11 protein-coding genes are annotated in these 12,495 nt (G+C 70.9%); 5 read left to right on the top strand and 6 right to left on the bottom strand.

Annotated features, from left to right (window positions below; all coding sequences use genetic code 11):
• The 3 genes from PFX91_RS14255 to PFX91_RS14245 all read left to right on the top strand — a co-directional run.
• The coding region (locus tag PFX91_RS14255) for a cytochrome P450 (RefSeq protein WP_285732014.1) at nt 1-1,179 on the top strand (1,179 nt) is incomplete at its 5' end.
• 2 nt (nt 1,180-1,181) lie between these two features.
• Entirely contained in the window at nt 1,182-2,435 is a 1,254-nt protein-coding gene (locus PFX91_RS14250) for a cytochrome P450 family protein (protein ID WP_285732013.1), read from the top strand.
• A 150-nt stretch (nt 2,436-2,585) separates the two neighbouring features.
• Nucleotides 2,586-3,386, top strand: a complete 801-nt coding sequence (locus tag PFX91_RS14245; RefSeq protein WP_285732012.1) for a hypothetical protein — start codon at nt 2,586-2,588, stop codon at nt 3,384-3,386.
• 39 nt (nt 3,387-3,425) lie between these two features.
• Here PFX91_RS14245 and PFX91_RS14240 read toward each other — a convergent pair whose 3' ends face one another.
• The 4 genes from PFX91_RS14240 to PFX91_RS14225 form a co-directional block, all read right to left on the bottom strand.
• Entirely contained in the window at nt 3,426-4,586 is a 1,161-nt protein-coding gene (locus tag PFX91_RS14240) for a hypothetical protein (RefSeq protein WP_285732011.1), read from the bottom strand.
• 3 nt (nt 4,587-4,589) lie between these two features.
• A complete protein-coding gene (locus PFX91_RS14235) occupies nt 4,590-5,861 on the bottom strand; it encodes a hypothetical protein (protein WP_285732010.1) in 1,272 nt (423 codons plus the stop codon).
• Nucleotides 5,858-6,559 (bottom strand): hypothetical protein, encoded by a 702-nt coding sequence (locus PFX91_RS14230; protein WP_285732009.1) that lies wholly within the window; start codon nt 6,557-6,559, stop codon nt 5,858-5,860. The genes PFX91_RS14235 and PFX91_RS14230 overlap by 4 nt, the downstream gene beginning before the upstream one ends.
• Before the next feature lie 562 nt (nt 6,560-7,121).
• Nucleotides 7,122-7,754 carry a restriction endonuclease gene (locus tag PFX91_RS14225; RefSeq protein WP_285732008.1) on the bottom strand — a complete coding sequence of 211 codons (633 nt, stop codon included), beginning with the start codon at nt 7,752-7,754 and terminating at the stop codon, nt 7,122-7,124.
• Between the two features lie 225 nt (nt 7,755-7,979).
• On the opposite strand from PFX91_RS14225, the gene PFX91_RS14220 reads away from it, so the two are divergent.
• A complete protein-coding gene (locus tag PFX91_RS14220; protein WP_285732007.1) occupies nt 7,980-8,948 on the top strand; it encodes a bile acid:sodium symporter family protein in 969 nt (322 codons plus the stop codon).
• A 56-nt stretch (nt 8,949-9,004) separates the two neighbouring features.
• Here PFX91_RS14220 and PFX91_RS14215 read toward each other — a convergent pair whose 3' ends face one another.
• On the bottom strand, nt 9,005-10,348 hold the full coding sequence (locus PFX91_RS14215; RefSeq protein ID WP_285732006.1) for a sensor histidine kinase: 1,344 nt from the start codon (nt 10,346-10,348) through the stop codon (nt 9,005-9,007).
• The gene (locus PFX91_RS14210; protein ID WP_285732005.1) at nt 10,345-11,040 is read right to left on the bottom strand and encodes a response regulator transcription factor; all 696 of its coding nucleotides are present in this window, start codon (nt 11,038-11,040) and stop codon (nt 10,345-10,347) included. Before PFX91_RS14210 ends, PFX91_RS14215 begins: the two co-directional genes overlap by 4 nt.
• A 253-nt stretch (nt 11,041-11,293) precedes the next feature.
• On the opposite strand from PFX91_RS14210, the gene PFX91_RS14205 reads away from it, so the two are divergent.
• Nucleotides 11,294-12,490 carry an ABC transporter ATP-binding protein gene (locus tag PFX91_RS14205; RefSeq protein ID WP_285732004.1) on the top strand — a complete coding sequence of 399 codons (1,197 nt, stop codon included), beginning with the start codon at nt 11,294-11,296 and terminating at the stop codon, nt 12,488-12,490.
• The last annotated feature ends 5 nt before the right edge of the window (nt 12,491-12,495 follow it).

Raw genomic sequence — 12,495 nt, 5'->3', positions numbered from 1 at the left:
AACACCGATCCCCAGGGCTTCTACCAGTGGATGCGCGAGCGGCACGGCCCGGTCGTGCCCGTGCTCATGGAGGGGGACGTCCCCGCCTGGTTGGTCATCGGCTACCGCGAACTCCACCACGTCCTGAACAGCCCCGACACCTTCGCCCGCGACCCCCGCCGATGGAACGCCTGGCACCTGGTCCCCGAGAACTGGCCCCTGCTGCCGGTGCTGGCCCCCATGCCCAACCTGCTCTCCGCCGAGGGTGAGGACCACCGCCGCCGCACGGCCGCGGTCAACGACGCCCTCAACGGGGCCGACCCCCACGAGGTGCGCACGGTCACCACCCGCATCGCCGATCGCCTCATCGACGGTTTCTGCGGCTCCACCGGAACCGACCTGCGCGCCCGGTACGCGCAGCGGCTGCCCGCGCTGGTCCTGTGCTGGATGTACGGCCTGGACGACGAACGCGGCGAGGTGGTCACCGACCTGATGAGCACCGTCTTCGACGCCGGACCCGAGTCGGTCGGGGCCCACGCCGCCATCGTCGCCGAGTTCACCGATCTCATCGCCGCACGGCGGGCCGAACCCGGAGCGGACGTGGTCTCCCGCATGATCGCCCACCCCGCCGGCTACGGTGACGAGGACCTGAACGCCGAACTGGTCGCCGTCCTGGGCGGAGGACACCAGACCACCGCCGAGTGGATCGGCAACGCCCTGCGGCTGATGCTCACCGACGACCGCTTCGCCGTCTCCATCGCCGGCGCCCGCAGCAGCGTGGGGGAGGCCCTGGTCGAGGTCCTGTGGGAGGACTCACCCTCCCAGATGAACGCCGGCCGCTTCGCCGCGCACGACGTGCGGCTCGACGGCAGGCACATCGGCAAAGGCGACCTGATCCTGCTCGGCTTCGCCGCGGCCAACAAGGACCCCCGCCTGCGCCAGGACGGACACACCGGGGTCGTCCAGGGCAACCACGCCCACCTGTCGTTCTCCCACGGAGAGCACAGCTGCCCCCACGCCGCCCGAGGCATCGCCGAGATCATGGCGGCCACCGCCATCGAGGTCCTGCTGGACCGCCTCCCCGACGTCGAACTGGCCATCCCCGCCGAGGAGGTCCGCTGGCGGCCCTCCCCCTGGGTCAGGGGCGTCACGTCCCTGCCGGTGACGTTCACCCCCACCTCCCCGCAAGGAGCGCACTGACGATGTCCTGCCCCCTCCAGCGCACCGCCGACGGCGTCCCCGTCCTGCACGCCGTCCCCGACGACGTCCAGGCCGACCGGGAGCGCTTCTACCAGGAAGGCCCCCTCACCCGGGTCGAACTCCCCGGAGGAGTCCGTGCCTGGGCCACCACCCACCACGAGGTCAGCCGCGCCACCCTCAACGACCCTCGGTTCGTCAAGAGCGTCGACCACTGGGACGACTACCAGAGCGGCCGCGTCCCCCAAGGCTGGCCGTTGCTGGGCACGATCCCCCTGGACAACTCCAACATGCTCGCCCAGGACGGGGCCCCGCACCGGCGCATGCGCCGACTCATCGCCAGCCCGTTCTCCGCGCGCCGGGTGGAGCGCCTGCGTCCGCGCATCGAGGCGATCACCGCCCGGGCGCTCGACGCCCTGGAGTCCCGCGCGCACGAGGTCCTGGACCTGAGGTCGGAGTTCACCTTCCGGGTGCCCATGGCCGTGATCGGGGAGCTGTACGGGGTCGCCGAAGCCGAGTACGAACAGCTCGGCGATATGTACGCCAAGCTCTTCTCGGGCACCACCGAAGAGGGCGAGCACCTACAGATCTACGGTGCGCTGTTCCAGTTCTTCTCCGAGATGGTCGCGCGCAAGCGCGCCACCGTCGACGAGCACGACGACTTCACCACCGACCTGCTCAAGGCGGGGGAGGAGGACGGCGACCCCCTCAACGACACCGAGATCACCATCACCCTGCTCACCGTGGTGGCGGCCGGACACGAGACCACCGTCAACCTGCTCAACAACGTGGTGCGCGCCCTGCTGGCCCACCCGCGGTGGCACGAGCGGCTGCGCGCGGGCCAGATCACGTGGGAGGCGGTGATCGAGGAGACGCTCCGCTACGACCCCCCGAACAACGTCATGATGTTCCGCTTCGCCACCGAGGACGTCGAACTCTGCGGCCGGACCATCCGCAAGGGGGAGGCCCTGATGACGCACTACGGCGCGGCGACCCGTGACCGCGCGGAGTTCGGGGAGGACCCGCACCCGTCGGTGTTCGATCCGACCCGCACCAAGGGACGCCACATCTCCTTCGGATACGGGCCGCACATCTGCCCCGGCGCGCCGCTGTCACGTCTGGAGGCAAGGATCGTCCTGCCGATGCTCTTCGAGCGCTTCCCCGACCTGAGACTGGCGGTCCCCGACGAGGAGCTCCAGATCCAGACCGCGCTCTCGGTCACCAGCCTCAAGGAGTTCCCCGTCGTGCTGCGGCCCTGAGCCCGCCCCGTTCCGGGCCGCTCTTCGACCGGGAGCGGCCCGGTGCGCGCCACCGGGCCAAGAACTCCTTACGTTGCGCAGTCCCCCCGTTGGCCGCCCCACACCGTAGGCTCTCCTGGTCGCGGTTTCTCATGGGGGGAGAAAACGGACATGACGCCGAGTCGGTCGGCCGCCGCCGTGGCCCTGATCCTCCTCGTGTCCACCGGGTGCGCCGCGGGACAGCGGACCTCCGCGCCCACCGACCTTCCCGGGCCGAGCCCCTGGGCACCCGGCTCCAGGGTGGCCGCCGGGGAGGGCGGGCCGAAGGAGGCGTACGTGGCGGCCCTGGCCCGCACCGGAGAGCCCGAACGGATGCGCGAGGGACTGGCCCTGACGGCCGAGGGCTCCGACGCCCACGCCTACCTCACCCACCAGGCGGCGGTCGCCCAGGCCTGGGCCGACGAGGGCGACCCCGCTCCGAACACCGAGGTGAACGACACCGCGGACGGTCACGAACTGTGCCCCGCGGGCGAGCCGGGCACCGAACCGTCCTGTGTCTCCTACAGCGACCTCACCGTCGAGGACGGTCTGGTCACGGGTCTGCTGGTCGACGGACGCGACCCGGGCCCCTCCCTCCTGGTCGCCGAGGGGAAAGGCGACGAGTCCGAGGGCGTGCGCGCCGACCTGGTGACCGCCTACCAGTCCGTCGTGGACAAGACCCTGGTGGTGACGGTCGAGTTCAGCGCGCGGGAACGGGCGAGCCTCGACCTGCTCCAGGCCTCCTACGAAAGGAGGGGAGGCCGCGAACGTCGGACGCAGTCGGCGGCGGGCCGCCTCGAACTCGACGCCGGTGCGACCACGCACGCCGCCTTCTTCTTCCCCGCGGCCGTCCCCGGTGGCACGCTCAGGGTGAACGGCTGCCTGGAGGAGTGCTCGGCCCTGGTCGAGCTCGCGCTGCCGGTCGAGAAGTAGGTTCCCTCCCCAGGTCGGGAGGGGCCGTGTCCGGCCCACTTACCCGCGGTGGTCGCCGCGCATGACGCGCCCGGGCAGGTCGGAGGCCAGGGTGCCGTACCCGGTGGCCGCCCACACGCTGTTCTCTGGAGGGACCGCGTAGTAGGGCAGCGGACGTTCCCCGGTGGAGTCCAGGACGGCCGGAGGGGTGCGGTGCCGCCGGATCGCCTGACGGCACTCACGGCACGCCAGCACCCTCACCGACTCGAACGAGGCGGGGGCCCGCCAACGGACGAAGGCCTTGCCGCCGGTGTGGCGCGGGTCGAAGAAGCAGTGCGCCGGGCTGATCTCGCCGTTCAGCGCAGCCTCGCACATGTCCAACAGGACGTGCACGCCGACCAGGTCGGACTTGTCGACGGACGAGTCGAGGATCTTCGCCGCGGCGGTGTAGGCCTCCAACGCGGTCCGGGTCCTGTCGGAGTCGTCGGAGGTGTGCGCCGAGACCCGCTGTCCGCAGCCGGTGAGGCGTTCGCCGAGCCGGGTGCGGTACTCCTCCTCCTGGGCCTGGTCGACGGTGGCGGACACCGTCGCCGTCAGCGGCGCCACGCGGACGGGGCGCCGCGACCACCGGCGCACCCCGAACCAGGTGCCGGTGCCGAGCAGGGCGGCCCCCAGGAGGAACGCGATCACGGGCGTCACGGGACCGATGCGGTAGGCGCGGGCGGCCGTACCGCTCTCGACCAGGTCGACCGCGCGGTTCAGGCGCTTGGCCAGGGAGGAACCGGGCAGACCGCCGTTGGCCACCTCTGCGGCCAATTGGGCCGTGTTCATCCCGTCGACCGTGGTGTCGTCCAGCCCGAACTGGGCCCCGTGGATCGTTCGCCCGTCCGCCCCGACGACGAAGTAGTACCCCGCGGTGTCCGAGGAATAGGCCAACCTCTCGGAGTAGCGTTCCACTTCCTCGGCCTGACCGGCCAAGACGACGTAGACGGGGGTCCCCATACTCTTCAGCCGCTCGCGCAGGGCGTACTCCTCCTCCGCCGTCAGGCTTCCCCGGTGGACGGGACCGACGTAGAGGGGGTCGTGTATCAGGGTGTTCGGCAGGATCCAGGTCGTCTCCTCGTAGGCTCCGTCGTAGTTCGTCGGGGCCGCCGAGGCGATACCGGACAGGGAGGTCAAGGCGAGAAGGAATGACAGGGCGACCGGTATGAGCACTCGCATCGCTCAGACCTCCAGTTCTCTACGCACGCGCCAGAAGGCCTGTTCTGGGTCGGTGGTCGCCCGGGCCCAGGCGTCCCTGGCGTGACGGTAGTGGGTGATCCCCCGGTCACTTCGGATCGGAAGAGAGGGAGAAAAAGGACGGATGCGCAGGTCGAGGGGGCCCGTGGCGCAACGGGCACAGACCCACCACGTCAATCGGCGCTGCCGTGGAAGGGAGGCCCGGTGGCGCTCGGTGGCCGCACCGTGCAACGGATTGATGTGACAGGGTTCGAGCAGCGGCAGATCGGGGCGTTCGACCAGTTGGACCCCATGGCGTGCGACGACGACCGCGCAGACCATGGCCTGGGGTGGAAGGTGCGGGGACCGGGCGACCAACCCCGCCGCGTCGTAGGCCTGTACCGCTCGGGTGAGTTCGGGATGGTCCGCCGGAGCCCTCTCCAGGAGTCGATGCAGGTGGCGCAGTTCCCGCCGCAGGGTCAGGCGCAGCCACCAGCGCCACGGCCGGTTGGGGGCCCTACGGGCCCGGTATAGGTCATTGGAGGGGGTGAGGCGTTCCACGAGCGCGGCCCAGGAGCGCAGGGACTCCCTCAGAGGGCGCCACCGGGAGGGTCTGTGCACCAGCACCCGCACGACCGCGACGAGCAGGCCGATGAGGACGCCCGGGGGCGCCACCGCATCCCAGAACCGCTCGGCGTCCCCGCGCGGCCGGGGGACCGTGTCACCTCTCTCAGGAGGGGAGTCCTCGACGAGCGCGGTGGAGGAAGGCGGGCCGTGCGGAGCCTCCTCCACCAGGTCCAGGACCTCTTTGACACGGACTCTGTGCGGGGACGTGAACTCCTGGGGCTCGATGTCCGGGAGCCGGACGGGGCTGTCGAAAGCGGCGAGGGCCACCCGGCGGTCCTCGGTGATCGCCACGTACACCCCGTCGTGTCCGGACACCTCGTGCAGGGCGTGCAGGAACAGGGTGGGGCGGCCTCCGGTCTCGTCCTCGGGAACCGAGGGAAGGACCACGACGCGCACCGACAGATCGGCCAGGGGCGCGGACCCCAGGCGCTCTTCCAGTGCGGCCTGGGAGTCGTCGCTCCACCGTCCCCGCAGGCTGTGGTGGATGTAGAGGGGACTCTCCTCCAGTTCTTCGGCGATCCGCTCCACCCGGGACAGGTCGGTGATCTGCTCGACGGAGTCCACGGCCCACGCGGGGGAGGGCGCCGTGCACAGCGCGAGGAGGCTCAGGAGCCCGAGCCCCCTGATGCGTCGTCTGCGTTCGGGGGTCATCGCTTCTCCCCCACGCCGGGACGGAGGCGGAACCGGTACCAGCGCAGGGCCGAGACGACCGCCGCGTAAGCGATGGCCGCACCGAGGACACCGCCGGCCCACGAGACCCACGCGTACTCGCGCCAGTACAGGGTGGCGCGGCCGTTGCCGGCCTTCTCGGACGAGACGTCGGCACGGGCCTCGACCTCGTTCGCGGCCTGCTCCGCCAGTTCCTCCAGATCCGGGTGTCCGGCCATCCGCAGCACACGTTCGAGCTTGTCCTCGGGGTGCTCGTACCAGCCGCCGGTGAGGCCCGCGTACTCCGCCGCGCTCTGCGGGATCCCCGCCCTGGCGATGTCCGCAGTGCCGATGTGGAGGCTGTCCATGGACAGCACCATGATCGGATGACTGGTGTGCCAGTGGACGGCCTCGGCCAACTCATGTGCGGCGAAGTACTCGCCCCGACCCGCGATGACCACCAGGTGGACGTCAACGTGATGGTCGTCGAGCAGGGAGCGCAGTATGTCGGCGGTCTCCTCCCGGTCGAGGAGCCCCGCGAGTTCCTCCTCCACGAAGACCCCGTCGTGTTCCTCCAGCATGCGGGCGTAGAACGCGCCGAGCGGATCGGTCATCGCGTACGTCGGGGAGGGAAGGGACAGCAGCGCCGTCAGGAGACCGGCCAGGAACAGGGAGCGGGCGAACATGGGGGAATGTCGCATTGATGCCTTTCCGAGGCTTTTCTCAGCAAAGGAAGGCTATCGTGCTCTTCCTTTCCGTGCACTCCGAGCCGTGCGGTCCGTTGGCTTCAGGGTGCTGAATTGCGATGATCTCGCCCTTATGGTCACTGTCGGCGGTCGATGGTGACACCGGAGTCACTTCCGTCGGGTGACAACGGGGATGGGGAACGTGCCAAGGAAAAAGAGCTTCTTTCCGGTATTTCCGGAGGTACCGCGCCCGCAGGCGTGATAGGAATTCCTCTCCGGCCTCGTCCGAAGAAAATCCCCTATCACCACGGAGAACACGGTGCCCCCCGAGCCGAACATGCCCTTCCCTTCGCCCCCCGTGCCCTCCTCGGGCCCCGATCCCTCCCACTCGCCCCCGCTCCCGGCCGGACCCCCGCCCCGCTCCCGGTCGGACCCCCGCCCCTCTCCCGGCCCGGGACGACGGCGCCTCTCCTCGCTCTCCTTGGCAGACCCCTCCGGGCGCAAGCGCCACACGGGCGCGGTCTTCGCGGGGAAGGCGCGCTGAGACCCGTTCGGCGGGGACGCCGGGTCCACGCCCTCACCCTCGCGGCGGCTCGGGCACCTCCACACCGGCCATCCACCGGGCCAGTCCGTCCCGGTCCACCAAGGTCATGTGGCCCTTTCCCTCCTCCGCGGCCGTCGCGGTGAACCCGGACGAGGCCACGAAGATCCCCTGGTAGCCCTCGTATCCGCTGTTCAACACGCCGATGAAGGCGCGCACGTCGTTGGGCGGCACCGGGTCGTTCCACCGCTTGCACTGCACCACGACCGCCCGCCCGTCCGGGGCGCGCCCCAGAACGTCCACCCCTCCGTCGTCGGCGCCGCCCACCACGGTCACCGCCGTGTAGCCGTGCACCCGCATCAACGCGGCGACGTGCTCCTCGAACTCTCGGCCCGACATCCGGTCGACCTCGGAAAGGTCCACCCTGCCCAATGCCCTGCGCTCACGGGCCAGGACCATCCGCCCACGGCACCACCACACCAGGGCCGCCACCACCAGGGCCCCCGCCACCCACAGCAGGGGGCGCGCCGCGCTCTGCGCCACCCACGTGCCGACCATCAGTGCCACGACCAGGGCCAGCACCATCGCGTACCGGTGGCGCCACACGAACCGCCACTCCCGAGGGCCGTTGTTCGCCTTCGTCTCGTCGTCTGGGGAGATGTCCGTCATGAGAAGGCACCTTCCCCGCGCACGCGGATCGTCACCGCACGCCGAGCCCCGCCCCTGTGGCCCTCACCACGCCCCGCACCCTTCCGGGGCCGACACCGCGCCCGTCCCCGGACACACGGGCCGCCCCGACCGGACACCCGACGACTCCGTGGGACTACCATGACCGCGCGATGCCCACCCCTCGCACCGGCGACCGCCCGGGGACGCACACGGGAAGAAGCGACCATGAACGTCATCACGAACATCGCCGACCTCGTCGGCCGGTGGTTCGCCCCGCTGGTCCTGCTCGGCGGGATCGCGGGTCTGCTCGTCCCCGAGCAGGCCTCCCTCGTCGCCCCGCACATCTCCCTGCTCCTGGGCGTCATCATGTTCGGCATGGGACTGACGATGCGCCCGGTGGACTTCGCCGTACTCGTCAAGCACCCCAAGGCCGTCATCTTCGGAATCCTGGCCCAGTACACCGTCATGCCGCTCCTGGCGTGGGCCATCGCCCACACCCTGAGCCTGCCGCCGCTGCTGGTCGTGGGCATGGTCCTGGTCGGCTCGGCCCCCGGCGGCACCGCCTCCAACGTCATCGTCTACCTCGCCCGAGGCGACGTGGCCCTGTCGGTGGCGATGACCTCGCTGTCCACCCTGCTCGCGCCCCTGGTGACCCCGCTGCTGGTCCTGGGACTGGCCGGATCGACCCTGCCCGTCCCCGCAGGGGACCTGTTCGTCTCGATCTCGCAGGTCGTCCTGCTGCCCGTGGTCGCCGGACTGCTGCTGCGCATGGCGGCCGACCGGTTCGTGGAGCGGATCCTGCCCGCGATGCCGCTGGTGTCGGTCACCGGCATCGTCGTGGTGGTCGCCGCCGTGGTGGGCGCCAACGCCGACGCCGTGCTCTCCACCGGACTCCTGGTCGCCCTGGCCGTGGTGCTGCACAACTGCCTGGGTCTGGGACTGGGCTACCTGGTCGGCATGGCCGTCAGGCTGCCCGAGACCGCCCGCCGCGCGATCAGCGTCGAGGTGGGCATGCAGAACTCCGGCCTGGCCGCCGCCCTGGCCACGGCCCACTTCGCGCCACTCGCCGCCCTCCCCGGCGCCCTGTTCTCGGTCTGGCACAACATGTCCGGCGCGCTCGTGGCCACCTACTGGGCCCGCCGCGTGCCCGAGGGCACCGAGACCGGCACCCGGGGAGCCGACCAGAACCCCTGACCACGCGGGCGCCCCCGTCGGGAGCCGGACCACCGCAGAGACCTCGAACAGGGGCCTCAACCGGAGCGGCGCAGCCTCCAGGCCCGTGGCTGCTCCTCCTGGTGCGCCACGTCCAACTGGGCGAAGCGCGCCCGCACCCGTGCTCCACCGAGCCTGCCGCGCTCCAGGTACACGGTCCCCCCGGTCGCCTCCACCGCGTGCCGCACGATGTCCAACCCCAGCCCCGTCGATCCGCCCCCGCTGCTGCCACGCCGCAGGGCGGCGGCGGGATCGGCGAAACCCGGTCCGGCGTCCTCCACGATCAGGGTCACCCACCCCGCGTACCGGACCACCACGACCGCGAACGGACCACCGGAGGGGGTGTACCGGAAGACGTTGCCCACCAACGCGTCCAGTACCGCGACGCACTCCTCCTGGGTCAACGCCACCCGGGCGGGGGAGTCGGGAAGGTCCAAGGTGACCTGACGGCCCTGGTCGGAGGCGAGCATCGACCAAAAACCCATCCGATCGGCCACCGCCCCGGACAGGTCGCAGGCGCGCTCGGCCTCCGGAACCGGCTCGTGCGGACGCACGTCGCGGATGATGTCGTCCACGTCGCGCTCCAACGCCGCGATCGCCCCCCGTATCCGCTCGCCCTCCGCCCCGGGCACGAGCTCGGTGTCCAGACGCAGCGCCGTCAACGGGGTGCGCAACCGGTGCGAGACGTCGGCCGCCATCTCCCGCTCCTTGGCCAGCAGCTCCTGCACACGCTCGCCGATGGCGTTGATCGACTCCCCCAACAGCACCAGGTCCGGTGGTCCGTGCACCCTTATCCGGGCGTTCAACCGGCCCTCCCCGATCGCCACGGCCGTGTCCGCCAGCGCGCGCAGCGCACGCCGCGCGGGCCGGCTCAGACGATCGGTGATCAGCACCGACCCCGACACCACCACCAACGCCACCAGGACCAGCCCGAGCAGGGCCCGGCCCAGCCCGGCGGTCGCCTCCCACCGGGGCTGGTACACCTCCACCACCGACACACCGCCCTCGGAGGCGGGCACCGTCACCAGGTACACGGTCCCCTCCTCCACCGGGACCGTGTGCTCGAAGGGCCCTTCGGCCTCCGCGGCCAAAGAGGCCACATCGGCCCTGCGCGCACGGCCGGCCCCCACGGTCGTGCCGTCGGGCAGGTGCACCGCCAGGTGACCGCGTGCCCCGGCGGGGGTCGAGGCCACCACCCTGCGCAGCACCTCGGGGCCGGTCCCCGCCCCGGCCACCGCCGCCACCGCCTCCGCCTGGGAACGGATGTCGACCTCGGCCCTCTCGTGCGCCTTCCGCCAGGCCCACAGGCCCGTCACGGCGATCATCACCACCGCGACCAGGACCGTGGCCAGGGTGACCGCGCGTGTCAGCAGCCGTCTCAACTCGGTTCCACCAACTTCAACCCCACGCCCCGCACCGTGTGCAGGTACCTGGGACGGCTCGCGCTCTCCCCGAGCTTGCGTCGCAGCCACGACATGTGCACGTCGATGGTCTGGTCGTGGCCCACGAACGGCCGCTGGTGCCAGACCGCCTCCACCAACTCCCGGCGGCTCACCACCCGCCCCGCGTGTTCCGCCAGGTACGCCAACAGGTCGAACTCGCGGCGGGAGAGTTCCAGGGGCCTGCCCGCCAGCACCGCCTGACGGCGCGTCAGGCTGATCGACAGCTCGCCGACCGTCAGGTCGCCGGGGGAGCCGGTGGTGGAGGAGGCCCTGCCCGAGCGGCGCAGCAGCGCGTTCATCCGCGCGGCCAGCTGGGTACTGGAGAAGGGTTTGACCACATAGTCGTCGGCACCGTCGTTGAGCAGACGCACGATCGACCGCTCGTCGCCGCGCGCCGTGGCCACGATCACCGGGACGTCGCTGTGACCGCGCAGCATCCGCAGGGCCGCCGCCCCGTCCAGATCGGGCAACCCCAGGTCCAGGATGACCAGGTCGGGTTCGTGCTCGGCGGCCTCGCGCAGAGCGTCCAACGCCGTCCCCACGGGCAGCACCGCGTGCCCCAGACCGCTCAGCGCCCGCACCAGGGCGTCGCGCACCATCTGATCGTCCTCGACCAGCAAGACCCTTGCCATGCGCACACGTTAGCCAACACCGACCGCGCCTACGAGCCCGGGAACCCACGGTACGCAGGCGTGACGTTCGGGTGACCGGCACGGTCGAACCCGGGGAGCTTAAGTCGAACGAGACGCTTCGTTAAGGCTTCCTTAGGGAGGGCGGAACTACTGTCGTCACACATCGCCGGTGGTGGCGCGCGTCACATCACGCGGGTCGCGCACCGGCACGGCCTGTTGTCGGGCACCCCCGTGCCCGCTCCACGGAGGTGTCGTGGCAGAAATCGTGATCGACCGCCTGGGCAAGGTGTACCCGGACGGCACTCGCGCGGTCGACGACCTCTCACTCGACATCCAGGACGGCGAGTTCCTGGTACTGGTCGGCCCCTCGGGCTGCGGCAAGACCACGGCGCTGCGCATGATCGCGGGACTGGAGGAAATCAGTGAGGGCACCGTGCGCATCGGTGACCAGGTGGTCAACGGTGTGCCCGCCCGCGACCGGGACGTGGCGATGGTCTTCCAGTCCTACGCCCTGTACCCGCACCTCAACGTCTTCGAGAACATCGCGTTCGGACTACGTCTGCGCAAACTCCCCAAGGACCAGATCGACAGACGTGTCCGCGAGGTCGCGCACGTCCTGGAACTCCAGGAGCACCTCACCCGCAAACCCGGCAACCTCTCCGGCGGCCAACGCCAACGGGTGGCGATGGGCCGGGCCATCGTCCGCGAGCCCCGGGCGTTCCTGATGGACGAACCCCTGTCCAACCTGGACGCCAAACTCCGCGTGCAGATGCGCGCCCAGATCGCCCGGATCCAACGCGACCTCGGCGTCACCACGGTCTACGTCACCCACGACCAGACCGAGGCGATGACCCTGGGCGACCGGGTGGCCGTGATGAAAAGGGGCGTCCTCCAACAGGTCGGACCGCCCCAGGAACTGTACGACCACCCGTGCAACCTGTTCGTCGCCGGTTTCGTCGGCTCACCCGGCATGAACCTGATCTGCGTCGAACTCGTCGAGGACGACGGACGGTTCCGCGTCCGGGTGGGCGAGCAGTACCTCGACCTGCCCGACGGTCTCCTGCACCGACGGCCCGCCCTGCGCGGCTACGCCGGGGCGAAGGTCGTCCTGGGCATCCGCCCCGAGGACATGGAGGACGCCGAGATCGTCGGCTCCACCGAGGGGGCCACCCTCACCTCCGTGGCGGACCTGGTCGAGGCCATGGGCTCCGACGTCCTCGTGCACTTTCCCCTGGACGCCGCCCCCGTCGTCACCGAGGACACCCGTGAACTCGCCCGTGACACGGGAGCGGACGAGACCCTCCCGGCCACCGACGACGGTGTCGTCCTCGTCGGCCGCTTCAGCCCCCGCACCCACGTGTTCGAGGGCCAGACCATCTCCGTGGCGGTGGACACCGCAAGGCTCCAGTTCTTCGACCCCGCCACGGGCACGGCAATCCACGACTCCTGAGGAGT

Origin of the sequence: Nocardiopsis sp. ATB16-24, assembly GCF_030271535.1 — a bacterium.
GTDB lineage: Bacteria > Actinomycetota > Actinomycetes > Streptosporangiales > Streptosporangiaceae > Nocardiopsis.
This window is presented reverse-complemented; position numbering and strand designations above follow the sequence as displayed.

Bases quoted from the DNA above. Each gene is read 5' to 3' on its own strand.
- PFX91_RS14250 (WP_285732013.1), top strand. From the start codon at position 1,182: ATGTCCTGCCCCCTCCAGCGCACCGCCGACGGCGTCCCCGTCCTGCAC.
- PFX91_RS14245 (WP_285732012.1), top strand. From the start codon at position 2,586: ATGACGCCGAGTCGGTCGGCCGCCGCCGTGGCCCTGATCCTCCTCGTG.
- PFX91_RS14240 (WP_285732011.1), bottom strand. From the start codon at position 4,586: ATGCGAGTGCTCATACCGGTCGCCCTGTCATTCCTTCTCGCCTTGACC.
- PFX91_RS14235 (WP_285732010.1), bottom strand. From the start codon at position 5,861: ATGACCCCCGAACGCAGACGACGCATCAGGGGGCTCGGGCTCCTGAGC.
- PFX91_RS14230 (WP_285732009.1), bottom strand. From the start codon at position 6,559: ATGCGACATTCCCCCATGTTCGCCCGCTCCCTGTTCCTGGCCGGTCTC.
- PFX91_RS14225 (WP_285732008.1), bottom strand. From the start codon at position 7,754: ATGACGGACATCTCCCCAGACGACGAGACGAAGGCGAACAACGGCCCT.
- PFX91_RS14220 (WP_285732007.1), top strand. From the start codon at position 7,980: ATGAACGTCATCACGAACATCGCCGACCTCGTCGGCCGGTGGTTCGCC.
- PFX91_RS14210 (WP_285732005.1), bottom strand. From the start codon at position 11,040: ATGGCAAGGGTCTTGCTGGTCGAGGACGATCAGATGGTGCGCGACGCC.